This is a genomic window from Methylothermus subterraneus (genome assembly GCF_054656915.1).
Genome location: NZ_BAAHXK010000001.1, coordinates 317066 through 342056, shown reverse-complemented (window position 1 = coordinate 342056; position 24991 = coordinate 317066). Strand labels below are relative to the sequence as shown.

At 60.2% G+C, this 24991-nt stretch carries 21 protein-coding genes; 17 read left to right on the top strand and 4 right to left on the bottom strand.

Translation table 11 applies throughout. The features are described 5' to 3' along the window. Positions 1-3: 3 nt before the first annotated feature. The gene (gene cysD / locus ACYQ3M_RS01745) at positions 4-906 is read right to left on the bottom strand and encodes a sulfate adenylyltransferase subunit CysD (RefSeq protein WP_460034319.1); all 903 of its coding nucleotides are present in this window, start codon (positions 904-906) and stop codon (positions 4-6) included. A gap of 66 nt (positions 907-972) precedes the next feature. Here cysD and ACYQ3M_RS01740 point away from each other — a divergent pair, with 66 nt between their 5' ends. Further along, entirely contained in the window at positions 973-1443 is a 471-nt protein-coding gene (locus ACYQ3M_RS01740; RefSeq protein ID WP_460034318.1) for a hypothetical protein, read from the top strand. Here the strand turns inward: ACYQ3M_RS01740 and acs are convergent. Then, entirely contained in the window at positions 1431-3368 is a 1938-nt protein-coding gene (gene acs, locus ACYQ3M_RS01735; protein ID WP_460034317.1) for an acetate--CoA ligase, read from the bottom strand. The genes ACYQ3M_RS01740 and acs overlap by 13 nt on opposite strands. Continuing rightward, positions 3365-3811, bottom strand: a complete 447-nt coding sequence (gene dksA, locus ACYQ3M_RS01730; RefSeq protein ID WP_460034316.1) for an RNA polymerase-binding protein DksA — start codon at positions 3809-3811, stop codon at positions 3365-3367. The genes acs and dksA overlap by 4 nt, the downstream gene beginning before the upstream one ends. 339 nt (positions 3812-4150) lie before the next feature. On the opposite strand from dksA, the gene ACYQ3M_RS01725 reads away from it, so the two are divergent. The 16 genes from ACYQ3M_RS01725 (at position 4151) to ACYQ3M_RS01650 (ending at position 23325) form a co-directional block, all read left to right on the top strand. Then, entirely contained in the window at positions 4151-4771 is a 621-nt protein-coding gene (locus ACYQ3M_RS01725) for an XrtA/PEP-CTERM system exopolysaccharide export protein (RefSeq protein ID WP_460034315.1), read from the top strand. A gap of 19 nt (positions 4772-4790) precedes the next feature. After that, positions 4791-6347 carry an XrtA system polysaccharide chain length determinant gene (locus tag ACYQ3M_RS01720; RefSeq protein WP_460034314.1) on the top strand — a complete coding sequence of 519 codons (1557 nt, stop codon included), beginning with the start codon at positions 4791-4793 and terminating at the stop codon, positions 6345-6347. 11 nt (positions 6348-6358) lie between these two features. After that, entirely contained in the window at positions 6359-7222 is an 864-nt protein-coding gene (locus tag ACYQ3M_RS01715; RefSeq protein ID WP_460034313.1) for an XrtA-associated tyrosine autokinase, read from the top strand. A gap of 6 nt (positions 7223-7228) precedes the next feature. Further along, on the top strand, positions 7229-8917 hold the full coding sequence (locus ACYQ3M_RS01710; protein WP_460034312.1) for a TIGR03016 family PEP-CTERM system-associated outer membrane protein: 1689 nt from the start codon (positions 7229-7231) through the stop codon (positions 8915-8917). A gap of 3 nt (positions 8918-8920) precedes the next feature. Then, positions 8921-10009 (top strand): XrtA/PEP-CTERM system-associated ATPase, encoded by a 1089-nt coding sequence (locus ACYQ3M_RS01705; RefSeq protein ID WP_460034311.1) that lies wholly within the window; start codon positions 8921-8923, stop codon positions 10007-10009. Beyond that, the gene (wecB, locus tag ACYQ3M_RS01700; RefSeq protein WP_460034310.1) at positions 10006-11112 is read left to right on the top strand and encodes a non-hydrolyzing UDP-N-acetylglucosamine 2-epimerase; all 1107 of its coding nucleotides are present in this window, start codon (positions 10006-10008) and stop codon (positions 11110-11112) included. The genes ACYQ3M_RS01705 and wecB overlap by 4 nt, the downstream gene beginning before the upstream one ends. Next, complete coding sequence (locus ACYQ3M_RS01695) at positions 11109-11954, top strand: XrtA system polysaccharide deacetylase (protein ID WP_460034309.1); 846 nt, start codon at positions 11109-11111, stop codon at positions 11952-11954. Before wecB ends, ACYQ3M_RS01695 begins: the two co-directional genes overlap by 4 nt. Next, positions 11945-12967 carry a FemAB family XrtA/PEP-CTERM system-associated protein gene (locus tag ACYQ3M_RS01690; protein ID WP_460034308.1) on the top strand — a complete coding sequence of 341 codons (1023 nt, stop codon included), beginning with the start codon at positions 11945-11947 and terminating at the stop codon, positions 12965-12967. The genes ACYQ3M_RS01695 and ACYQ3M_RS01690 overlap by 10 nt, the downstream gene beginning before the upstream one ends. Continuing rightward, positions 12968-14161 (top strand): TIGR03087 family PEP-CTERM/XrtA system glycosyltransferase, encoded by a 1194-nt coding sequence (locus ACYQ3M_RS01685; RefSeq protein WP_460034307.1) that lies wholly within the window; start codon positions 12968-12970, stop codon positions 14159-14161. Beyond that, positions 14158-15729: an exosortase A gene (gene xrtA / locus ACYQ3M_RS01680; RefSeq protein ID WP_460034306.1), complete on the top strand. Its 1572-nt coding sequence runs from the start codon at positions 14158-14160 to the stop codon at positions 15727-15729. The genes ACYQ3M_RS01685 and xrtA overlap by 4 nt, the downstream gene beginning before the upstream one ends. Continuing rightward, on the top strand, positions 15726-16853 hold the full coding sequence (locus ACYQ3M_RS01675) for a TIGR03088 family PEP-CTERM/XrtA system glycosyltransferase (RefSeq protein WP_460034305.1): 1128 nt from the start codon (positions 15726-15728) through the stop codon (positions 16851-16853). Before xrtA ends, ACYQ3M_RS01675 begins: the two co-directional genes overlap by 4 nt. A 73-nt stretch (positions 16854-16926) precedes the next feature. Next, positions 16927-17667, top strand: coding sequence for an FkbM family methyltransferase (locus tag ACYQ3M_RS01670; RefSeq protein ID WP_460034304.1), 741 nt, complete (start codon positions 16927-16929; stop codon positions 17665-17667). Positions 17668-17670: 3 nt separating this feature from the next. Further along, positions 17671-19551 (top strand): XrtA/PEP-CTERM system amidotransferase, encoded by a 1881-nt coding sequence (locus ACYQ3M_RS01665; RefSeq protein WP_460034303.1) that lies wholly within the window; start codon positions 17671-17673, stop codon positions 19549-19551. Continuing rightward, positions 19552-20763, top strand: coding sequence for a TIGR04063 family PEP-CTERM/XrtA system glycosyltransferase (locus ACYQ3M_RS01660; protein ID WP_460034302.1), 1212 nt, complete (start codon positions 19552-19554; stop codon positions 20761-20763). Continuing rightward, the gene (locus ACYQ3M_RS01655) at positions 20747-21955 is read left to right on the top strand and encodes a glycosyltransferase (protein ID WP_460034301.1); all 1209 of its coding nucleotides are present in this window, start codon (positions 20747-20749) and stop codon (positions 21953-21955) included. Before ACYQ3M_RS01660 ends, ACYQ3M_RS01655 begins: the two co-directional genes overlap by 17 nt. After that, positions 21955-23325, top strand: coding sequence for a putative O-glycosylation ligase, exosortase A system-associated (locus ACYQ3M_RS01650; protein ID WP_460034300.1), 1371 nt, complete (start codon positions 21955-21957; stop codon positions 23323-23325). Before ACYQ3M_RS01655 ends, ACYQ3M_RS01650 begins: the two co-directional genes overlap by 1 nt. Here ACYQ3M_RS01650 and ACYQ3M_RS01645 read toward each other — a convergent pair. After that, positions 23252-24982: an asparagine synthetase B family protein gene (locus ACYQ3M_RS01645; RefSeq protein ID WP_460034299.1), complete on the bottom strand. Its 1731-nt coding sequence runs from the start codon at positions 24980-24982 to the stop codon at positions 23252-23254. The two genes, ACYQ3M_RS01650 and ACYQ3M_RS01645, sit on opposite strands and share 74 nt — an antisense overlap. Positions 24983-24991 lie beyond the last annotated feature (9 nt).

Below are 24991 nucleotides of genomic sequence, written 5' to 3'. Positions count from 1 at the left end.
GCGTCAAAAGTATCCTTCGCGTTTTTTCTCCTCCATCGAGGCGGCCTGGTCGTAGTCGATCAGCCGGCCCTGGCGTTCGGAGGTGCGGGTTAAGAGCATCTCCTGGATGATCTCGGGCAAGGTGGTCGCCGTCGATTCGATCGCCCCAGTCAAGGGATAGCAGCCCAAGGTGCGAAAACGCACCATTTTCATCTGGGGTTTTTCGCCTGGATAAAGGCGCATGCGCTCGTCGTCGACTAGGATCCAAGTGCCGTCGCGCCATACCACCGGCCGCTCTTTGGCGAAATACAAGGGGACGATCTCGATGTTTTCCAGATAGATGTAGAGCCAGACGTCCAGTTCCGTCCAGTTGGACAGGGGAAAAACGCGGATGCTCTCGCCCTTGTTGATCTTGCCGTTGTAGATATTCCAGAGCTCCGGCCGCTGGTTCTTCGGATCCCAGCGGTGGTAGCGGTCGCGGAAGGAATAGACGCGTTCCTTGGCGCGCGATTTTTCCTCGTCGCGGCGGGCGCCGCCGAAAGCGGCGTCAAACCCGTATTTGGTCAAAGCTTGCTTGAGCCCCTCGGTTTTCCAGAGGTCGGTGTGCTTTTTGCTACCGTGGTCAAAAGGATTGATCCCCAGCGCTTCGGCCTCGGGATTCTTATAGACGATGAGCTCGAACTCCTTGGCCACCTTGTCGCGCATCTCATACATCGCGCGGAACTTCCAGGTGGTGTCTACGTGCAGCAAGGGAAACGGCGGTTTGCCAGGATAGAAGGCTTTTTTGGCCAGGTGCAGCATCACCGAGGAGTCTTTGCCAATAGAATAAAGCATCACCGGGTTTTCAAACTCGGCGGCGACTTCGCGCATGATGTAGATGCTTTCGGCTTCGAGTTCTTTGAGATGGGTGAGCTTAAGTTGGTTCATGGACGGAAAGCAGAAATGGGTATAATGGTTTTGAGTGTATCACGAAGGCACCCTCAAAGGAGAGTCATGGAAACCAAGCTTCGCTCGTTTGAACAGGTCAAGGACGTGCTCGAATACGGAAAATGGCTGCATCAGGAGATCAAAGCGCTTGCCGAGCGCATCGAGAGCGTCGAGCAGAGCACGCGCCTGAAGCTGCTTTTGGAGTATCTAAAGCGCCATGAAGAGAACTTAAGCCAAGCGCTTGCGCGTTTTTCTGAGGCGACCCAGCAAAAGATCTTAGACACCTGGCTGCCTTATCCTCCCGATCCCAAGATCGTACAGAAGCTTAGGGAAATCGCAGTCCACCCTAACATGAGTGTGGAGGAGGTGGCCAAGATCGTGTTGCAGTTTGAGGACGCGCTCATCGAGCTGTACCGTGAATCCTTAAACGAAATCGACGATCCGCAAGTGCAGGAGGTTTTGAGCAATTTGGTTCAACTCGAGGATGCCGAAAAGCGCCGCTTCGCCATGAACTTGGCGCGGTTTCAGGAAATCTGAGGGTTTTCGATCAGGCGCGCGACCACCGACGGATCAGCGAGCGTTGAGGTATCTCCTAAATCTTCAGTCTGCCCAGCGGCGATTTTGCGTAGAATCCGGCGCATGATCTTACCCGAGCGGGTCTTGGGAAGATCGGGGGCAAAGCGGATCGCGTCCGGTTTGGCAATCGGGCCGATCTCGCGCGCGACCTGGTCGATCAGTTCTTGCTTGAGCGTCTCGCTGGCATTAAAACCCGCTTTTAAGATCACGAAGCAGTAGATTCCCTGACCTTTGATCGGGTGCGGATAACCGACGACCGCCGCCTCGGCCACGGCCGGGTGAGCGACCAGAGCGCTTTCGATTTCCGCGGTGCCGAGCCGGTGGCCGGAGACGTTGAGCACGTCGTCCACTCGACCGGTGATCCAGTAATAGCCGTCGGCGTCGCGGCGAGCGCCGTCGCCGGTGAAATAATGGCCCGGAAAGGGTTTAAAGTAAGTTTCTAGAAATCTTTGCGGATCGCCGTACAGGGTGCGCGCCTGGCCTGGCCAAGAGCGCTTGATGGCCAGCACCCCTTCGGCCGGCCCTAAAAGTTCGCGGTTTTGATCGTCTAAGATCACCGGTTCGATGCCAAAAAAGGGGAGCGTGGCCGAGCCGGGTTTTAAGGGGGTGGCGCCGGGCAGGGGGGTGATCAAAATCCCGCCGGTTTCGGTCTGCCACCAGGTATCGACAATGGGGCAGCGGCCTTCGCCTACGACGTGGTAATACCATTCCCAGGCTTCCGGGTTGATCGGCTCGCCGACGCTGCCTAAGATGCGCAGCGAGCGGCGCGAGGTGCGCTGAACGTAAGCGTCGCCGCAGCGCATCAGGGCGCGAATCGCGGTCGGGGCGGTGTAGAAGATGTTGACCTGGTGTTTGTCCACCACCTGCCAGAAGCGGTCGGCTTCCGGCCAGGTGGGCACCCCTTCGAACATGAGGGTGGTCGCGCCGTTGCACAGCGGGCCGTAGAGCAGATAGGTGTGGCCGGTGATCCAGCCTATATCGGCGGTGCACCAGTAAATTTCCCCATCGTGATAGTCGAAAACGTATTTGTGCGTCATGGCGGCGTAGACCAGATAGCCGCCGGTAGTATGCAGCACTCCCTTGGGCTTGCCGGTGGAGCCGGAGGTATAAAGGATGAACAGCGGGTCTTCGGCGTCCACGATTTCCGGCGCGCACGGCACAGGGGCAGCGGCCATGGCCTCGTGGTACCAGACGTCGCGACCGGGCTGCCAGGGAACAGAGGCGCCGGTGCGCCGGACGACCACCGCCGTGGTCACGTCGGGACAGGCGGCAAGCGCCAGGTCGGCGTTGGCTTTTAAAGGGACGCGCTTGCCGCCGCGCAGACCCTCGTCGGCGGTGATCAGGAGACGGGCCCCGGCGTCTCGGATCCGCTCGCTTAAAGCCTCGGCAGAGAACCCAGCGAATACGACCGAATGGATCGCACCGAGGCGGGCGCAAGCGAGCATGGCGATGGCCGCCTCGGGGATCATTGGCAGATAAATGCACACCCGATCGCCCTTCCTAATGCCTAATCGCTTTAAAACGTTAGCGAATTTCCCGACCTCGGTATGCAGCTCGCAGTAGGTTAGGCTGCGGGAAAATTGGGGATCGTCGCTTTCCCAAATGAGAGCGGTTTGATCGCCGCGGGACTTTAGATGGCGGTCTAAACAGTTATAACAAGCGTTGAGCTTGCCGCCTTCAAACCAGCGGATGCGGGCGGTAGTGAAATCCCAGTCGGAGACGGTTTGCCATTCCCGTTCCCAGGTCACAAAGCGCCTGGCCTGTTCGGCCCAAAAACCGTCTGGATCTTCTAGAGATTTGGCGTACATTTGCCGGTATTGCGCGGCATCGATGTGGGCGGCCGCTTCGATGGCGGGAGGAACGGGATAGGTTTTGACTGGATTCACGCTTGCCCCATTTGTTTTTCGCGCAGCTCTTCCACGGTCTTGCAGTCGATGCATTGGGTCGCGGTCGGGCGGGCTTCTAAGCGCCTTAGACCGATTTCTACACCGCAGGTCTCGCAATAGCCGTACTCGCCGGTCTCGATCCGCTCGAGCGCCTCGTCGATCTTCTTGATCAGCTTGCGTTCGCGGTCGCGGGCGCGAAGCTCCAGGCTAAACTCAGACTCCTGGGTGGCGCGGTCGGTGGGGTCGGGAAAGTTGGCCGCATCGTTTTGCATCTGGTGCAGGGTGCGGTCCACCTCTTCCATCAACTGCGCTTTCCAGGCGAGGAGGATTTTGCGGAAATGTTCGAGCTGGGCTTTGCTCATGTATTCTTCGCCTTCTTTGGGCTGGTAAGGCTCGTAAGGGTGGGGCTTGATTTTTGCAGGAGTCTCTCGCGCAGTTTCCATAGGCGGAAAAACCTTAAAATTTAAAAAGCGAAATTGATAACAGATAAATAAATCCTGCGCAATCCTTTTTCTCACGCAAGGTGCGCCTATAATGGAGCGGACACTTAGACGATCGGGCTTAAGGAGAAATTCCCATGGCCCAGGTAGGCTTCTCGGGCTTGGGGACGGTCGGCGGCGGAAGTTTGAAGCCAGAAAGGATTTCTTATACGATGCGTCTGTGGCTTTAGATCGTGGTCTAGGCCGATGCTTCGTGGTCTTTAAGGCCGGTTGAGAAACTGGTACTGCTTGAATTCTTTTACTAAATTTAGTTGGAAAGTTGCGGTGTCGAGGGAGGAAGCTGTGGCAATAAGAAAAATACCTTGTCTGAGGTCGATCGGGTGGCTTGTGGTATTGCTGGGTCTTAGCGCTTGCGCCCGGTATCCCTTGCTCAATCCCCGGGCCGAACCGCCGGCCGATTACACCTACATCATCGGCCCCGGGGATTCTCTGGAAATGTTCGTTTGGGGCAACCCAGAGATCACCCGCACCGTCGTGGTGCGTCCCGACGGCAAGATTTCGGCGCCCTTGGTGGAGGAGTTGCCCGCCACCGGCAAGACCCCTTACCAGCTGGCGCGCGACATCGAGAAGGAACTGTCGCGCTACATCCGCAATCCCTTGGTGACGGTGATCGTCTCCGGTTTTGTCGGACCTTTCAGCGAACAGATCCGGGTGGTGGGGGAGGCGGCTAACCCACAGGCGGTTCCTTATCGGGAGCACATGACTTTGCTCGATCTGATGATCGCCGTCGGCGGAGTGACCGAATTTGCCGCCGGCAACCGCGCTACCTTGGTGCGCCGGATCAACGGCCAGCAGCAGCAATTTCGGGTCCGTATCGACGATCTCTTAAAAGACGGCGATATTTCCGCCAACGTCGATTTACTGCCTGGAGACATCCTGATCATCCCCGAAGCGTTCTTTTAACTGATCGCGGAGCTTGGTTATGTACGAACTGCTGCAGCAAGGCTTAGGCTATCTCAAGGTCGCGAGCCGCTACAAATGGTGGGGGGTGCTGGCCGCGTGGGTGGTCTGCGCCGCAGGCTGGGTTTTCGTCTCGCAGATGCCCGATCAATACAAGGCAGAGGCCAAGGTCTTCGTAGATACCCGTTCGGTGTTGCGTCCGCTGTTGCACGGCTTGACCATCGAGCCCGACGTTTCCGGACAGGTACGCTTGATGACGAGGCTGTTGTTCACTCGACCGAATCTGGAGAAAATCGCCCGGATGACCGATCTGGACCTGGCGGCCAAGGATGAAAAGATCATGGAGGCGATCATCAACCGGCTTAAATCTTCTCTGGCCATCGAGAGCGCCAACCAGGTGAATATCTTTACCATTTCGGCCGAAGACGCCGATCCCCAATTGGCCAAGCGCTTAGTGCAGGCGATGCTCACCATATTCGTCGAACAGGCTTTAGGGGAGACCCGGCGCGATTCCGAAACCGCCCAGCGCTTCCTCGACCAGCAGATCTTGGAGTATCAGCGTCGTATGCAAGAAGCTGAAAAAGCCATCGAGGAATTCAAGCGCAAGAACTATGGATTGCTTCCAGGTCAAGGAGGCGATCTCTACGGTGAATTGCAGGCGGCCCAGGCGCAGCTGGAAGAGGCCAAACTCGCCGTCCAGGAAGCACAAAACCGACGCGATGAGATCGCCCGCCAGTTGGAGGACGAGGAGCCGATGTTTGAAGATTTCGGCACAGCGCAAAGCCCGACCGAAGCCAAGATCCAGGCTCTTCAGACGCGGATCGAGGAACTCCTTATTAAATATACCGACAAGCATCCCGAGGTTATCGCGCTAAAGCGCAGCATCGCCGAGCTCAAAAAGCAACAGGCAGAGGCTTTGGTCAACGGCGAAAATGGCGCTGAGGACCTTGCGGGCGAGCTTGCCGGCGGGGCGACCAACCCGGTGTTCCAACAGATGAAGCTCGCTTTGAGCGAAGCCGAAGCCAACGTAGCCTCTCTCAAAGCCCGAGTGAAGGCTTATGAGGACAAGATTCAAAAACTTCAGGCGCAGATGGATGCCCGTCTCAAGGTGGAGACCGAGCTCAAAAACCTAAACCGCGACTATGGCACGATCAAGAACAACTTTGAGACTCTGCTGGCGCGCCGGGAACAAGCTCGGCTATCTGAAAGCGTGGAGCAGAATACCGATACCGTCAAATTCCGGGTAGTCGATCCTCCCCAAGTGCCTTCCAAGCCTTCGGCTCCCAACCGGATTTTGCTTTCGGCCGCCGTGTTGGGGGTAGGCTTTGGGGTCGGGTTCGGCCTGACTCTCCTTTTGGCCCTGGTTCGGCCTACATTTATTTCTATTCAGCAACTGCGCGAGGTCACGAGCTTGCCGGTGCTGGGTCAGGTTTCCATGCACTGGGTGCCGGCGATCCGCCGGCAGAAGTTGCGCGAGTTCCTCGGTTTCTGCGGCGCGTGCGCGGGGCTGTTGCTCGCCTTTGCGGTGCTGGTCTTGATGGAGATCCGGGGAATCAACCTGTACTCTCTAAATATCTAGTGGGGGTGTCCATGAGCATCATTGAAAAAGCGCTGGAAAAACAAGAAGCTTCCCCGGAGAGCAGAGCGCCGGTTGCAGAAGGGGAAATCGCAGCATGCGAAAGCACACCCGCGCCAAAGCCTGAAAGATCAACGCCGCAGAGCCAGCAAATCCAAGTCGATGTGGCCAAGCTGCTGGAACAAGGCATGCTGTCGCCTGATGCGGCGCAGGGGCAGCTGGCCGAGGAGTATCGGCTGATCAAGCGTCCGTTGCTGATCAACGCCTTTGGCGAAACCCGCAATCGGATCGCCAACGCCAATCTGATTCTGGTAACCTCCAGCGTGCCGGGGGAGGGGAAGACGTTTAATGCGGTCAACCTAGCTTTGAGCATTGCCGCCGAGCGCGACAAAACGGTGCTCTTGGTGGACGCCGACGTGGTCAAACCCGCTATTTCTCGGCTGTTTGGGGTCAGCGACCGAGCGGGACTGATCGATTTGTTGGAGAATCAGGCGACTTTTAGCGAGGTGCTCTTGCGGACCGATATCCCTAAGCTGACCTTGCTTCCCTCCGGTCGCCGCCATTCTCACGCCACGGAGCTTTTGGCCAGTGAGGCGATGGCCAAACTGGCCGCAGAAATGTCCCGGCGCTATCCGGACCGGGTCATTATCTTCGATTCGCCGCCTCTCTTGGCTACGACTCAGGCCAGCGTTTTGGCGAGCCACGTCGGCCAGGTGCTGCTGGTGGTCGAGTCCGAATCGACCCCGCAATACCTTGTCAAGGAGGCCGTCGAGATGCTTTCGGATTGCGAATTGGTAGGGTGCATCTTGAACAAGACCACCCAAGGTTTTGGGCTAGGCTATTATTATGGATATAAATACTATAACTACGGCGAATGAGGCGGCATGGAACGCATCCGCTGGATACTGCTCGGGTCTGTTTTGGTTGGCGCCTATGTTCCTGCCGACGCCGCTCAGTGGCAGATCACGCCGAGTTTAACCTTGAGGGAGACCTACAGCGACAACATCAACTTGCGCCCGGAGGGTGGGAAAGATGCCTGGGTGACCGAGATCAACCCAGGGATTTCGATTTCCAGGGGGCGAGTGAGCGGCGGCTTTGGCGGATTTGGGGGATTGGGTGGGATTGGCGGATTCGGCGGAGGACTGGGGGGAATTGGCGGCTTTGGCGGCGCCGGCTTAGGGGGAGGCTTGGGTGGCGTCGGGGGCTTGGGTGGAGGGTTTGGGGGTTTTAGTGGTTTTGGGGGAGGCGGCTTGGGCGGGGGTGGGCGCTTGGCTCTCAACCTCAACTACCGCATGCAGAACATCTTCTCCACCCAAGGGGGGCGAAGCTACGACCTGCGCCATCAGCTTCAGGCCAATTCCACCGCCGAACTCGTGCGCAACTCGATTTTTCTAAACGCCCGCGCCAGCGCCGGTCAGACCCTGATCAACCCTCAAGGTCGCCAGTTCGCCGACAACCTCGCCAATACCGGCAACCGCGCCAATTTCTATACCTTTGGCCTCAGCCCCGTCTGGCGCCACCATTTCGGGGGGTACGCCGACGCCGTAGCCAGCCTTGGGTACAATTACGTCACGACTTCCACCAGCCAGGCTTCAGCGACCCATACCTATACGCAGTCGGCTTTTTTGCAAAGCGGGCGGCGCTTCAACCTCTTGACTTGGAGCGGCGGCATCCAAAATGCCCGCCAAGTCCGCGTCGGCGGCCAGGAGGTGAGATTCCGCTCCGGGATCGGGCGGATCAACTACCGCTTGACGCGCACCTTCAGTCCTTTTGTCCAAGGCGGTTTTGTCGACAACCAGTTTCGTTCCACCCGGGGCACGAACCGCAACGGGCTGTTCTACACCGTAGGCGCCACCTGGACCCCGATGCGGCAGTTGAGCATCACTGCCGGCGGGGGGAGAAACAGCTTTGTCACCGTGACCCTCCAGCCTACCCGCCGCACCCTGCTCCAGGGAAGTTACCAGCGTAACAACGTCGGCAGCCTCACCGGCAACGTCTTTCAGGGCTTGATCCAGCACCGCACCCGCCATACCGTCTGGCAGGGGCGTTACTTCGAGACGGTCACCACCACCCAGACCGTGCTCGCCGAGCAGCAGATCTTCAATGAGTTCGGCAATGTCGACGAGCAGCCGGTGTTGGTGGCCATCAACTTGCCGGAACTGGTGGATGAGGTATTCGTGCGCAGGCGGGGAGAGCTGTCGTTCACCGGCAATACCGCCAAAAACACGTTCAATGCCCGGGTGTATCAAGAGCGCAGGACCTTCGAGGTCCGCAAGATCGAATCCAAAGTATTTGGCCTATACGGGAGTTGGACCTGGCGCTGGGGGGCTAGGACCTATTCTCTGGTTCATGGGAACTGGCAAACGTCTGACTTGGCGGGCGGGAGAGGCCGCGGTTTCGGGGTGCAAGGGGGGGGCAACACTTTTTGGATCGCCGCGTTTCGGATTACCCGGCGCTTGAGCCCCGACGTGAACGCCTATGTGGAATACCGCCACCAAGAGCAGTCCTCGGATAGTGCTGAACTGGATTATCAGGAAAACCGGGCGCTGGCGGCCATCAACATGAGGTTTTGACGGATGTACACCAAGTTCTATCGGCTCAGCAAAAAACCGTTTCAGCTCACCCCCGACCCGGAATTTTTCTTCAACAGCCCAGTGCACAAGCGGGCTTTGGCTTATCTGCGCTACGGGCTCACCCAAGGCGAGGGTTTTATCGTCGTAACCGGCGCCCCAGGAACTGGCAAGACCACCTTGGCCAAAACCTTGTTTCAGTCTTTGCCGCAGCAAAACCTCGTTGCCGGGCTGATGGTCACCTCTCAGGTTGGGGCGGAGGATACCTTGAGGATCGTTTCCGCCACTTTTGGCTTGTCCTATAACGGGGACGATAAGGCGACTTTGCTTAGGAACCTGGAGCGCTTTTTCAAGGATCGGGCGCGCGAGGGGAAACGGGCGCTGTTGGTAGTAGACGAGGCGCAAAACCTCCCGCTTCAGTCGCTCGAGGAGCTTAGAATGCTGTCCAACTTCGAGCTCGGCGGTCGGCCTTTGTTCCAGGCGTTTCTCTTGGGACAAGACGAGTTCCGCAGGTCGCTGCAGTCCGACCTTCTGCTCCAAGTACGCCAGCGGGTGATCGCCACCTACCACCTACGCCCTCTGACCGCGGAAGAAACCCGCGATTATATTCTCCACCGCTTGAGACAGGCCGGCTGGCAGGAAGATCCTAAATTTCAGGACGAAGTATTTGGCCGCATCCACGAGGCCACCTCAGGCGTTCCCCGAGTGATCAATACTTTGTGCGACCGCCTCTTGCTGTTTGCGTATCTGGAAGAGTTGCACGAGATCGACCGCCGCGTTGTACAAGTCGTCATCGATGAGGTCAAGCAGGAGGCAGCGCTGCCGGCCGATCCTGTCGTCGCTCAGGAAGCGATCAGCCCCGTCTTGAGCCAGGCCCTTCCTCTCCCGTTGCCCCTTCAAGATCGAATCGAGAAACTCGAACGTCAGGTGGCGGAGCTGCAGCGGATCGTGCAGCGGGAACAGGAGCTGTTGCGCAAGGCGATCCTGCTGCATTTGGACATGGACGCCGCCTACGCGCCCATAGACCGATTTCCCGGCAACCGAGAGTCCAGCCCGAATCAGCTCAAGCCCAATCCCATCAAGGAGGAAACGTGAGCCTGCCCAAACTGGTCTGCGTGGTCGGCGCTAGGCCCAATTTCATGAAGATCGCGCCGATTTGTGCGGCGCTCCAAGCGCGGCAAACCATCGAGCCGTTCCTAGTGCATACCGGTCAGCACTACGACGCGGCGATGAAGGAAACCTTCTTCCGCCAACTCAAAATCCCCGAACCGGACGTGGACTTGGGGGTCGGCTCCGGCAGCCACGCTTTGCAGACCGCCCAGATCATGCAGCGCTTCGAGCCGGTCCTGGACCAGGCCGCCCCGTTTGCGGTTCTGGTGGTGGGGGACGTCAACTCCACCCTCGCCTGCGGCCTGGTGGCGGCCAAAAAGCAGGTGCCTTTGATCCACGTGGAGGCGGGATTGCGCAGCTTCGACCGCACCATGCCGGAGGAGATCAACCGGGTGCTGACCGACCAGCTTTCCGAGCTGCTTTTCACCACCGAGCGCTCCGCCCGAGACAATTTGCTGCGCGAAGGGATCGCCGAGGCCAAGATCCATTTCGTCGGCAACGTCATGATCGACGCCCTGTTGCGGCATTTAGAACAGGCCATCCCGCCGGTGCAAACCCTGGCCCGTTATGGCCGGCGCGCGCCTTCGGAATTTGGCGTGTTGACCCTGCACCGCCCGGCCAACGTGGATGAACCTCGGGTGCTGGAAAGCTTGCTCAAGGCGCTGGCCGCAGTCAGCCGCAGGGTGCCGTTGGTGTTTCCCTGCCATCCCCGGACCTACCAAAGGATCGAGCGCTTTGGGCTCAACGCGATCCTAGACCGGGCAGAGATCCTCGTGACTGAGCCGCTTGGGTATCTAGAAATGCTGGGGCTGGTGCGCGCCGCGCGCCTGGTGCTGACCGATTCCGGCGGCTTGCAAGAGGAGACCACGGCGCTTGGGGTGCCGTGCCTGACGTTGAGGGAAAACACCGAACGGCCGGTGACGGTGACCGAGGGGACCAATACCCTCGTCGGCGCCGACCCGGACAAGATTCTCGCCGGCGTGGAGGAGATCCTCCAAACCGGCGGCAAACGCGGGCGGATCCCGGAATTGTGGGACGGGCGGGCGGCCGAGCGCATCGTGGCTGCGATTGAGGCCGAATTCTTATGAGCCAGGTCAACGCGATGAGCGTGGACGTGGAAGATTACTTCCAAGTCCTGGCGTTTGCGCCCTACATTGCAACGGCGGATTGGGAGAAATGGCCGCAGCGGGTGGTCGCTAACACCGAGCGGGTCTTGGAGCTGTTCGCGCAGGCGGGGATCCGGGCGACCTTTTTCACTTTGGGCTGGGTGGCCGAGCGTTATCCGCACCTGGTGCGCCAGATCGTCGCCGCCGGGCACGAGCTCGCTTGCCACGGTTACGCGCACGCGCCGGCGACGCAGCAGTCAAGGCAAGAGTTTTACCAGGACGTGGCGCGCGCCAAAGGAATCCTAGAGGATGCCGCAGGCGTTGCGGTGCTCGGCTACCGCGCACCGAGTTACTCGATCGGCCCGAAAAATCTGTGGGCGCTGGCCGTGCTCGCCGAGCTTGGATTTAAGTACAGCTCCAGCATTTATCCGGTCCACCACGACCTTTACGGCTGGCCGGAAGCGCCCAGATTCCCGTTCCGCCCCGAGGCGGCGCCTGAACTCTTGGAAATTCCGGTCACCACCGTGCGCCTAGGCGGCCGCAATTTCCCCTGCGGCGGCGGGGGCTATTTTCGCCTGTATCCTTATCGCCTCTCCCGCTGGGCGCTCTCCCGCGTCAATCGCGAAGGGCAAGCGGCGGTGTTTTATTTTCACCCCTGGGAGCTCGACCCGGACCAGCCGCGCCCCAGTGGACTCGGCTTTAAAACCCGCCTGCGCCACTACCTGAATCTGGATCGTATGGAGGGGCGGTTGCGATCGCTGTTGCGAGATTTCCGCTGGGACACGATGACCAACGTATTTTTAAGGCCGGACGCATGCGCATAGAAATCCTGAGCGCGCGCTTAGGCAGCCGGTGGGATGCGTTCGTGGCCAATCACCCGCAGGCGAGCTTTTTCCACCTTCATGGCTGGAAGACGGTCTTGGAAGAGGCGTTTGGCCACCCGAGCTATTACCTGTATGCCGAACAGGACGGGGAAATCGTGGGAGTCTTGCCTTTGGCCCAGATCAAGAGCCGGCTGTTCGGGAATCGGTTGATCTCGACCCCGTTTTGCGTTTACGGCGGGGCCTTGGCTTGCGATCCGAAGGTTCTAGCCGCGTTGGAGCAAGCCGCCGTTGATCTGGCGCGCAAACTGCAGGTGGGCTGGCTGGAGCTGCGCTATCTTAAGCCTTCGAACTCAAACCGGCCGCGATCGAACTTATACGTCACTTTCCGCAAGGTTCTGGCCGAAGAGGTTGAGGCCAACTTTCAAGCCATCCCCCGAAAGCAGCGGGCGATGGTGCGCAAGGGGATGGAGGCGGGTCTGAGCGCTACGATCGATGAAGGCATCGATCGGTTCTATCGGGTCTACGCCGAAAGCGTGCGCAACTTAGGAACGCCGGTATTTTCCAAGCGCTACTTTCAAATCTTAAAGCAAGTCTTCGGCAAAGCGTGCGAGGTTTTGGTGGTGGAGCATCAAGGCCGACCGGTGGCGGGGGTGATGAGTTTTTACTTCCGCGACCAGGTGCTGCCTTATTACGGCGGCGGGACGGCGGCGGCGCGTAAGCTGCACGCCAACGATTTTATGTATTGGGAAGTAATGCGGCGGGCGGTGGCAAAAGGCGTGCGGGTGTTCGACTACGGGCGAAGCAAACAAGGCACCGGCAGCTTCCGCTTCAAGACCCACTGGGGGTTCACCCCGGAGCCTTTGCATTACGAATACGAACTTATCCGATCGTCCGCTCTCCCTGAGATCAATCCCCTAAACCCTAAGTACCGCCTGTTTGTAAAGCTCTGGCGGCACCTGCCTTTGCCTATGGCTTCTCTGATCGGGCCTTGGCTGGCAAGAAGCTTAGGATAAATGGCCAATCTCTTGTATCTCAGCCACCGCATCCCTTACCCGCCCAACAAAGGCGACAAGATTCGCTCGTTTCGCTTTCTCAAGCACTTTGCTCAAAGGCACCGGGTTTTCTTAGGCACCTTCGTCGATTTCTTAAGCGACTTGGAGCACGCCCAAGCGCTGGCCGATTACACCCAAGAGCGTTTGATCTTGCCCTTGCCGCGCCGCGCTTTTGCCTACCGGGGATTGGCCGGCCTGGTGCGCGGCCGGCCCTTGACCCAGGCCCTATACGCCGACCCTAGGCTCTATGCCTGGTGCCGCCGCCTAGTCGAGGCGGGAAAGATCGATGCGGTGTTCGTGTTTTCCTCGGCGATGGCGCAGTTTGTGAATCCAAGCTGGCGCTTCCCTAAGATCCTCGATTTCGTCGACGTGGACTCGGACAAGTGGCGCCAATACGCGGCCAAAAAGCCGTTTTGGAGCCGCTGGCTTTATAGTCGCGAGGCAGCCAAGCTCTTGGAATACGACCGTAAGGTGGCCAGAGCTTTTGATCTTTGCTTGTTCGTCTCGCCTAAGGAGGCGGCTTTATTCAAGCAGCTGGTGCCGGAAGCGGCGAACGTGGACTTTGTCGAGAACGGCGTAGATACGGATTATTTTCGGCCTGGGCGCGAATTTCCCTCTCCCTATCGTCCAGGAGAACAGGTTCTGGTCTTCACCGGAGCGATGGACTACTGGGCCAACGTCGATGCGGTGCGTTGGTTCGCCGACCGCGTGTTCCCCAAGGTGTTGCAATATCACGTGGAGGCCCGCTTCTACATCGTCGGGGCGCGCCCGAGTGCCGAGGTCAAGCTGCTCGGGCGGCGCGAAGGCGTGGTGGTGACCGGTCAGGTCCCCGACGTTCGCCCCTATCTGGCCCACGCGCGCCTGGCGGTGGCGCCGCTGCGGATCGCGCGCGGAATCCAGAACAAAATCCTAGAGGCGTTGGCGATGGGCAAGTCGGTGCTGGCTACCTCGATGGCGATGGACGGGTTGGAGGTCCAAAGCCGTTTGGACCTTGGCGTTGCCGATGCACCCGGGCAGATGGCCGATTTGATCATTCAAGCCTTGCGCGAGCGCGATTTTTTGCCTTTTTATTCTGCGACCAACCGGAGCTTTGTGGAGATGCGCTATAGTTGGAATAAGCACCTTGAGCGTTTGGACGCCGTGTTGGCGCTATGAATCAGCAAACCCTACCCAAAGCGGGGATCCAAGCCGTGGTTTTCCAGCCCTGGCCGCTTGCCTTGACGAGCCTAGGGGTGGGGCTGATGGCCTTGTTTGCCGCGTATTTCCCGAGCTTTTGGTCCATGGTCGAGATCTGGCAGCGTTCGGAGACGTTCACCCACGGCTACCTCATTTTCCCGCTCAGCCTGTGGCTGATCTGGCGGCGCCGCTTGTTTCTCCTGCGCCAAACGCCGCGGCCGGACGGGCGCGGCGTCTTGGCCTTGGCCGGCCTGGGATTGGTTTGGTTGCTGGCCAAGGTGACCGACGTCTTGGTGGTCGAGCAGCTGTGCTTTATCGCTTTGATCTTGGCTTTGACCCTGGCTGTGCTGGGATGGCGGGTGGTTTGGGAGATCGCCTTCCCGTTGGGGTTTTTGTTCTTCGCCGTGCCGGTCGGCGAGTTTTTGATCCCCCCCCTGATGAACTTCACCGCCGATTTCACCGTGGCGATGATCAAATTCACCGGCATCCCCGTCTACCGCGAGGGGACGTTTTTCAGCCTGCCTTCGGGCGACTGGTCGGTGGTGGAGGGATGCAGCGGCCTGCGTTATCTTATCGCCTCGATCACCTTAGGGTGTCTGTACGCTTACCTGAGTTATCGCGCGCTGTGGCGGCGCCTTGTCTTTGTCGCTTTGGCGACTTTGGTCCCGATCATAGCCAACGGGCTCAGAGCCTATATGATCGTGATGATCGCGCATTTTTCCGACATGAAGCTCGCGCTCGGCGTGGATCATTACATCTACGGCTGGGTGTTTTTCGGCCTGGTGATGCTGCTCTTGTTCTGGATCGGCGCGCTGTGGCAAGAGCGACCGTTGCCCGCAGAGCCGCAAGTGGCGATGGAGTCGCCTGTCGGTGAGGCTCCTTGGCCGTCCTTTATCGCCGTGACCTTGGCGGCGCTTTTGGTGCTTGCGGTCTGGCCGGGGTACGCAAGAATCGTGCGTGACCTGGCGCAGGCGGCGCCGGTAGCGCCGGTGGACTTTAAGCTGCCGCAGCAGGCGGGAAACTGGCGAAGAAGCGCACTCGAGCCGACTTCCTGGAAGCCGCGTTATCTCTTCCCCGACGCCGTGTTTGAGGCCAGCTACACCGACGGCGGGCGGCAAGTGAAGCTGTATGTGCTCTACTACCGCACCCAGGCCCAGGGCAAGGAGCTGATCAATTCCCAGAACGTGCTGATCCCGCAAAAGCATCCGGTGTGGCAGATGCCTTGGGAGAGGGTCCGCAAAGTCCCGCTGGCCGGGCAAAGCTTAAAGGTACGCGAGGGCCTTTTGCAATCCGCTTTGGCCAAGCTTTTGGTCTGGCGCTGGAATTGGGTGTCTTCCACCTTCACCGTCAGCGAACCCTTAGCCAAGCTGCTGGAAGCCAAGGACAAGCTGCTAGGCCGCCCGCAGGACGCCGCCGGAATCGTCATCGCCACCGCCTTTGAGGACGACCAGAGAAAGGCGGTGGCGGCCTTGCGGGATTTTACCGAGGCGATGCTGCCTGAGCTTGAAAAGGCGCTCGCGCAAGCGGGAGCCGGGCGGCATCGATGAGCGCGCCGTTGATCGTTCACGTTATCCACCGCTTAGGGGTGGGGGGGCTGGAGAACGGCCTGGTCAACCTTCTCAACCATCTGCCCCAAGACCGGTATCGTCACGCCATCGTCTGCCTGACGGAGGCGACCGCTTTCAGGCAGCGCCTGCGCCGGCCGGTGCCGATCTATGCCCTAAACAAGCGCGAAGGTCAAGATTGGCGCGCGTACTTGCGCTTTTACCGGCTGTTGCGCGAGCTCGAGCCCAAGATCGTCCACACCCGCAACCTCGCGACCTTAGAGTGTCAATTTTGGGCGTATCTTGCGGGGGTGCCGATCCGCATCCACGGCGAGCATGGCTGGGACAGCTTCGATCCCGACGGCCGAAAATACCGCAACTTTAGGCGCTGGTTTCGTCCTTTGATCCGGCGTTACATCGCCCTTTCGCGGCAGATCGAGACCTATCTGCGAGAAGAGGTGGGCGTTCCTGCGGCTAAGATCGTCCGTATCGTCAACGGTGTGGATGCTGAGCGCTTTTCCCCGCCCCCGAATGGGCGCGCGCCGATTCCAGGTTGCCCTTTCACCGATCCTAAGGAGGTGCTGATCGGCACCGTGGGGCGCATGCACGGCGTCAAGGACCAGCCGACCTTGGTCAAGGCGTTCATCGCGCTGCTCGAGCGCTACCCCCATCTTAAGGCGCACGCGCGCCTGGTTCTGGTCGGCGAAGGGCCTTTGCGCGCCGAATGCCAACGCCTGCTGGATCGGGCTGGGTTGTCTGAGCTGGCTTGGTTGGCCGGCGAGCGCGACGATGTTCCTGAGGTGTTGCGCGGCCTGGACGTGTTCGTGCTGCCTTCGCAGGCCGAAGGCATCTCCAACACCCTCCTCGAAGCGATGGCCACCGCCCTGCCGGTGGTGGCCACCGCCGTGGGCGGAAACGTGGAGCTGGTGGCGGAAAGGGAGAATGGAACCCTCGTGCCCAAGGAAGATCCAGAGCGCCTGGCCGAGGCTTTGGCAGGCTATGTCGAAAGCGAGAGCCGCCGCAAAACCCATGGCCGATGTGGACGGGCGAAGGTGGAAGAGCGCTTTACCCTGACTCGAATGATCGAAAACTATATGAAAGTCTATGACAGCCTCCTTAGCCAATAACTTTTCCCGAAAGCTTACCAAACTGCCCAATTACCAGCGCCGTTTTGGCGTCTTTTGGGGCGGAAGGCTGTGGATGCAGATCGAATCCGGTTCGACCTATAAATCGGAAAAGCTTAAAGCGTATCGAGTTCCCGGTTTGGGCAAGGTCTATTTGCGCGACAGCGCGAGCGATCGGGCGATTTTCTGGCAGTGTTTGGTGGAAGAACAATACGATACCTCGGCTTTTCCGCATCACCGGCGCTGGCTCGAGCAATACCAAAGCCAACTAAAGCGCGGTCAAAGACCGGTCATTTTAGACCTGGGGGGCAATATCGGCCTGGCGGCGATTTGGTTCGCCAAGCGTTTCCCCGAGGCGCAGATCCTGGTGGTGGAGCCGGATGAGGGCAATTTGGAAGTTTTAACGCGCAACGTCGCCGGCAAAGAGCAGATTCAGGTGTTCCACGGCGCCGTCTGGAATGCGCCTGGATGGCTGCGCATCGTCAACCCGGAGGCGGGGTTTGCGGCGTTTCGAGTCGCTCCGGCGCAGGGCGATCAGGCCAAGGTTCGCGCCTACACGGTGGAGGAGCTGCTGGCGGTTGCCGGGTGCCCCTCTCCGTGGCTGGTGAAAATCGACATCGAGGGGGCGCAGGCGGCCCTGTTTGCAAGCAATACCGCGTGGGTGGAGAAGAGCGGTTTGATCGTGATAGAGCTCGACGACTGGCTTTTCCCCTGGCAGGGAACGAGCCGGCCGTTTTTTTCCTGCATCAGCCGATACCCGTTTGAGTACTTGCTCAAAGGGGAGAACCTCTTTTGCTTTCGCGACCTTGAGGCCTAGAGTATGTGCGGCATCGTCGGCTTGATCGATCTTGAAAGCCAACGTCCGGTCGACCGGGAGCTGTTGGAGCAAATGAACCAAACCCAAATCCACCGCGGCCCCGACGGGGAGGGCGTCTATCTTGCCCCGGGCCTTGGGCTGGCGCACCGCAGGCTGGCGATCATCGACCTTGCCGGAAGCGCCCAGCCCATGTCCACGCCCGACGGGCGGGTGACGGTGACTTACAACGGCGAGATTTACAACTTCAAGGAGCTTCGCCGCGAGCTTAAAGCGCAAGGCTATCTTTTTCGCACCCAAGGCGATACCGAGGTGATCTTGTACGCCTGGCTGGCCTGGGGGGAGGCGTGCGTCAAGCGTTTGCGCGGGATATTCGCGTTTGGATTGTGGGACGAGGCGCAAAAAGTGCTGTTTCTGGCGCGCGACCCTCTGGGAGTCAAGCCGCTCTACTACGCGCCCTTTGCCGACGGCTGGCTGGGGTTTGCCTCCGAGCTCAAGGCGCTCAAAAAGCACCCCAAACTCGACCGCCGCCTCGACCTGGAGGCGGTGGAGGAATATCTGGCGTTTGGCTACGTTCCCGACCCCAAGACCATCTACCGCGGCGCCTTCAAGCTGCCGCCCGGCCATACTTTGACGGTGCGGCCCGGTCAGCCGCTTGGAGAGCCGGTCTGTTACTGGGACGTGCGCTTTGCCCCCACCGTGCGCGACGCGCGTGAAGCCGCCCAAGGCTTGATCGCCCACCTGAAACAAGCGGTAAAGATGCAGTTGGTCGCCGACGTGCCGGTAGGGGCGTTCTTGTCGGGCGGGGTGGATTCGAGCGCGGTGGTGGCGATGATGGCGGGCCTGATGGATCGTCCGGTCGAGGCCTGCTCGATCGCTTTTGGCGACCCGGCCTTCAACGAGACCGAGTACGCAAAGGAGGTCGCTGGCCGTTACGGCGCCAGGCTATGCGTTTATCAGGTCGACCCGGACGATTTCTCCCTGCTCGAGCGCCTCTCTGGCCTGTACGATGAACCTTACGCCGACAGCTCGGCGCTGCCGACGTATCGGGTGTGCGAGCTGGCGCGGCAGCAGGTGAAAGTCGTGCTCTCCGGCGATGGCGGCGATGAAAACTTTGCGGGCTATCGCCGCTATCGCTGGCATCTTTATGAGGAACGCCTGCGCGCCTGGCTGCCTTTGTCCTTGCGCCGCCCGCTGTTTGGCCTGTTAGGGCGTCTTTACCCTAAACTCGATTTTGCCCCCAGGTTCTTGCGCGCTAAGTCGACCTTGGAGTCTTTGGCGCGCGATTCGGTGGAGGGTTATTTCCACAGCGTCGCGGTGCTGGGCGACGGGCTGCGCGCTAAGCTCTACAGCGCAAGTTTTAAGAAAGCGCTGGCCGGGTACCGGGCGGTTTCGGTGTTTTACCGCCACCTAGAAAAGGCGCCGCCACATCCGCTCTCGCGCGTGCAGTACTTGGACTTTAAGACCTATTTGCCCGGCGATATTCTGACCAAGGTCGACCGCGCCAGCATGGCGCACTCTTTGGAGGTTCGGGTCCCCATCCTTGACCCGGGTCTGGTCGAGTGGGTCGCCGGCCTGGCTCCGGAGCTCAAGCTCCGCGGCGGGGAGGGCAAGTACGTGTTCAAGAAGGCTTTGGAGCCTTATTTGCCAGAGCGCGTGCTGTATCGGCCCAAGATGGGCTTTGCTGTGCCCTTGGCGTCCTGGTTTCGCGGTCCCTTGCGCGACCGGGTGCGGGCGGCGCTGTTGGGAGAGCGAATGCTGGATACGGGCTGGTTTAATCCCGCGTTTCTCCGCACCCTGGTGGAGCAACACCAGTTGGGCCTTCGCGACTTTAGCGCGCCGATCTGGGCGCTGTTGATGTTGGAAGCTTTTCTAAGGCAAAACTAGATGCGCATTCTCCACGTCCTCGATCACTCCCTCCCGCTGCACAGCGGCTACACTTTTCGCACCTGCGCTATTTTGAAGGAGCTTGGGCGCTTGGGATTGGAAACCTGCCACCTGACCTCGCCTAAGCATCGAGGCGCTTTTGCCGAGTTGGAGAATGTGGACGGTTTTGCGTTTTACCGCACCCCGGCGCCGCCGGCCTGGGAGAGTCGGCTGCTTGGCCCCTGGGCGGTGGTCTGGGCCTTGGAGCGGCGCCTGGACGAGCTGATCCCTAAGTTAAAGCCCGATGTGCTTCACGCGCATTCACCGGCCCTCAACGGCTTGGCGGCCCTGCGCGCCGCGCGCCGCCACCGGCTGCCCGTAGTCTATGAATGCCGGGCGTTCTGGGAGGACGCGGCGGTGGACCACGGCACCACCACGGAAGGCAGCCTGCGCTACCGCCTGACGCGGGCGCTGGAGACCTACGTGTTCCGCCGGGCGGATGCGGTGACCACCATCTGCCAGGGACTGAAAAACGACATCCTCGGACGCGGGATCGCCGAGGCCAAGGTCACGGTGATCCCCAACGGCGTGAATGCGGAGGAATTCGCTTATGGCGGCGAGGCCGACCTCGAGCTTGGCCGGAAATTGGGCTTAGAAGGCAAGACCGTATTGGGCTTCATCGGTTCTTTTTACGCTTATGAAGGGCTTGGTTTGCTGCTTTTGGCGCTGCCTGCGATCCTCGCGCAGCGGCCGCAGGTAAAAGTGCTTTTGGTCGGCGGCGGGCCGCAGGAAGCTGAACTTAAAGCGCTTAGCTATCGCCTTCAGTTGACCGAAGCGGTGGTGTTCACCGGCCGCGTCCCCCACGATCAGGTGCCGCGTTACTATCGCCTGGTCGATGCCTTCGTTTATCCTCGCCTGCCGATGCGCCTGACCGAGCTGGTCACCCCCTTGAAACCTTTAGAAGCGATGGCCCAGGGCAAGCTGGTGATCGCCTCCGACGTGGGCGGCCACCGGGAGCTGATCCGGGACGGCGAGACCGGGATCCTGTTTCGCGCCGGCGACGCGGCAGCCTTGGCCGAAGCCGTGTTAAAGGCGCTCGCAGCGCGCGACCTGTGGCCGGCCCTGCGCGCGAGGGCGCGCCGCTTCGTCGAACAAGAGCGCAGCTGGCGCGCGAGCGTGGCCAGATACCTGCCGATCTACGAAAAATTGCTCGCCCATGCGCGCGCGGCCTAGGATTTTGGTCTTAAGCAGCCTGTTTCCGTCTTCCGCCCGGCCGCAGGCGGGTCTGTTCATCCGCGAGCGCATGTTTAGAGTCGCCAAACGTTTGCCGCTGGTGGTGGTCTCGCCGCAGCCCTGGTTTCCAGGGCAAGGGTGGATTCGCGCCTTCAGGCCGCACTTTCGCCCCCTGCCGGCGAGCGCGTGCGAGGTCCAAGACGGCGTTCCGGTGTACTATCCCAAGTTTTTCTCCGTTCCTGCCCTGTTCAAAGGCTGGGACGGGGCGCAGATGGCGCGAGGCTGCCGCGCGTTGCTGGAGAGGCTCAAAGACGAGGTGGGCTTTGACTTGATCGATGCGCATTTTGCCTATCCGGACGGCTACGCCGCGGTGCAGCTCGGGCGAAGGTTCAAGGTGCCGGTGACCATCACCTTGCGCGGCACCGAGGTGCCCTTGTCCCGCGATCCGGCGCAGCGATGCAAGATCCTCGAGGCGCTTGCCGGAGCCGATTGGGTATTTTCCGTATCCGAATCGCTCAAACGACACGTCGTCGCTTTGGGCGCCTCAGGCGCCAAGATCGAGGTGGTCGGCAACGGCGTCGATGTGGCCAAGTTTTATCCCCTGCCCAAGCGGCAGGCGCGATCTGAGCTCGGCATCCCCGAGACCGCCAAGGTGCTTGTCAGCGTCGGCGCGCTGGTGCCGCGCAAGGGGCAGCAGCGGGTGATCGAGATCTTACCCAGGCTTTTGCCGCGCCATCCGCACCTGATCTACCTGATCGTGGGGGGAGGCAGCCCGGAAGGGGATATGAGCGAAAAGCTTAAAGCGCAAGTGCTCCGGCTGGGGCTTGCAGAGCACGTGCGCTTTTTGGGGCCTATGGCGCCCGAGGCGCTTAAAATTCCCCTCTCGGCGGCGGATGTGTTCGTTCTGGCCACCGCCAACGAGGGCTGGGCGAACGTGTTTCTGGAGGCGATGGCGTGCGGCTTGCCGGTGGTGACCACCGACGTGGGCGGAAACCGCGAGGTGGTGTGCCGCAAGGAGCTGGGGACGATCGTGCCCTTTGGCGCTCCAGACGCTTTAGAGCGCGCGTTGGACGAGGCCCTAGAAGGGTCTTTCGATCGTGCGGCGATTCTTGCCTACGCTCGAGAGAACGCCTGGGAGCGGCGGATCGATACCTTGGTCGCGCGGTTTTGCGAGATTGCCGGAGGAGGCTGATGGGGGTTCCACTCCGAGACCTTTTCGTCACCGTGGTCGTGTTCGGGTCGCTGCCGTTTATCTTGCAGCGGCCGGAAATCGGCATCCTGATGTGGGCCTGGCTGGGCTACATGAACCCGCACAAGCTCTCCTGGCAGTTTGCCCACGATTTCCCTTATGCCCAAATCGTGGCGTTGACGACGATGTTTGCGCTGCTGATCTCCAAGGAGCCCAAGAAAATTCCGTGGACGGCCGAGACGATCTTGCTGGTCGTCTTTCTCGGCTGGATGTTTGTAACCACGCTGTTGGCCATATATCCGGAATTTGCCTGGGCACAGTGGAACAAGGTTTGGAAGATCCAGCTGATGACCTTTGTGAGCATGATGATCATGACCACCCGCTGGCGGATCCAGACCTGGGTGTGGGTGATCGCGCTCTCGCTCGGGTTTTACGGCTTCAAGGGCGGGGTGTTCACCGTTTTGACCGGCGGGGCGTATGCCGTCTACGGGCCGGCGGGAACCTTCATCGGCGGCAACAACGAGATCGGCCTGGCGCTGATCATGACCATTCCCTTGCTGCGCTACTGCCAGCTGACCACCGACAAGTTCTGGGCCAAGCGCCTGCTCCTGATCGGCATGGTTCTGTGCCTGATCTCGGTGGTCGGCACCCAGTCGCGGGGAGCTTTTTTGGGGCTGGCGGCGATGTCCTTGTTTTTGGTCAAGAACAGCCGCAAGAAGTGGGCGTTGTTGCTGGTTCTTATGATCGCTTTGCCGGCGATCTACGCCTTCATGCCCGAATCCTGGCACCAGCGCATGGCGACGATCAAAACCTACGAGCAAGACGAGTCGGCCATGGGCCGGATCAACGCCTGGTGGATGGCTTATTACCTGGCCAAGGATCGGTTTTTCGGCGGGGGGTTTGAGTGTTTTAAAGCCCCCTCGTTTGCCATGTATGCGCCCGATCCTGGCAACGTCCACGACGCCCACAGCATTTATTTCGAGGTCCTAGGGGAGCACGGCTTTGTTGGGCTTTTGCTGTTTTTGGCGATAGGCTACAGCGCCTGGCGCAGCTGTCGGCAGGTGATGCGCCAGACCAAAGCGCGCGAGGATTTAAAGTGGCTTTACGATTTGGCCTCCATGCTCCAGGTCAGCTTGGTGGGGTATTTTGCCGCCGGGGCGTTTTTGGGCCTGGCGTACTTCGATCTTTATTACAACCTGCTTGCCTTGATCGTGCTGGCCAAGGTCCTTGCCCAAAAGGCCTTACAGGAACAGCCGGCCGCGCAATTGGCGCCGGCCAAATCCATACCGGTTTACGGCGTCAGGCGCTTGGGTGCGCGAGCGCCCATTGGGCCCACATCATCAGGACGTAGATCATTACCCCGTAGTAGCTAGGGGCGTTTGAGTGGGCTTGTTTGAGCGCGGCGAGGTAGTCTTTGCGGACGATGCCGCTAAGCGCCGGCTGGTCGAGGCTGGAGTAGGCCAGCTCGCGAAGCCCTGAGTGGAATTGGAGCCACACCCCGAACGGCAGGCCGAAGCCGTGTTTGGGTTTGGCGAGGGTTTGCGGGGCCAGGAAGTCCTTAAAGGCGCGGCGGTAGAAAGAGCGCAGCTCCAAGCCGCGCATGAGCAGGCGGTCTGGGATGCGGATGGCCAGTTCGACTACTGGCTCCTGCAGCATGGGGTAGCGCGCTTCCACTCCGGCCAGAGCGCAAGTGCGGTTGACCTTGCGCAGGTCGTTGTCGGCCAGGGTGAGCTTCCAGTCCAGGTAAAGCAGGCGTTGGAGCATGGACGCCTTGGGGCGGTGGTAGATTTCCTTAAGGTGCTCGATCGGCCAGTCGGTCGGGATGGAAGCTAAAAAATCCGTTTCAAAGATATCCGAGAGCGGGGTGCGGTGGAGGAAGTTGTAGGTCTCCAGGCGCTCGGGCAAGGGGAGCTTGGCCTGCTCCACGTAGCTTTTGACTTTGGCAAGCCCCGGCACGCCGCCGGCGGCGACTAAAGGCTCGATCAGCGCCGTCCGCAACCCGGCCGGGAGGCGCTGATACAGCGCGAACAGTTTTTGTTTGGCGTAGCGGGCGTTGCCGGCAAACAGCTCATCGCCCCCGTCGCCGGCCAAAAGACAGGTCTTGCCGTGCTCGCGCGCCAGTTTGGCGCAGTAATAAGCCGCAATTGCCGAGGCGTTGCCGAACGGCTCGTCGTAGGCGGCGGCGATCTTGGGGACGGCGGCGATGACGTCTTCGGGAGTAAGATAATACTCGTGCAGGGGAAACTGAAAGTGGCGCGCGCAGGCCCGAGCGTATTCCATCTCGTCGTAACCTTCGGCGGCAAAGCCGATCGAGAAGGCCGCGGCCGAGTCCGGAGCGAGGCGTTTTAAGTAGCCGGCGACGGTGCTGCTGTCTAGCCCCCCGCTTAAAAACGCGCCGGTGGCTTTGGGGTCGGTAACGCAACCTGCGACCGCCTCCTCCAGCGCTTGGCGAAGTTCGCGGGCAAGTTCGGCTTCAGGTTTTGCGCTGGCGGTGAACTCAGGCTGCCAATAAAACCTTGATTCCGGGTTTCCTTGGCGCCAATGCAGGCACTGCGCGGGCAGGAGCTTGCGCGCTTTGCGGTAGATCGAAAGAGGCGCCGGAATCGTATGAAAGTACAGGTAAGCAAACAGAGCCAGCGGGTCCAATTCGCGGCCAACGGCCGGGTGCCGACAGAGAACGCTAAGATCGGTGCTAAAAACCAACCCGCCGGCGACTTGGGCGTAAGCCAAGGGGCATATCCCCATGCGATCGATGGCGAGCAGGCCTTCGTTGCGAGCGCGGTCGTAAAGCGCCAGCGCGAAGCTGCCGCCGATCCGGTCCAAAGCGGCAAGCCCATGGCTCTGCCACAGGCGGGCCAAAAGCTCGGCCGCGCCGCGCCGGCCGGCCTCTTGGGCCAAGGCGGCCTCCGCCCAGGTGGGCCGACCGCACAGGAGCACGCTGACCGGGCCGAAAGTGGCAATCTGCCCGGCTTGACCGGAAGCCAGGGCGCAATCGGATTGGATCTGAATTTCCTGGGGGCGGCCCAACATAGCATTTAG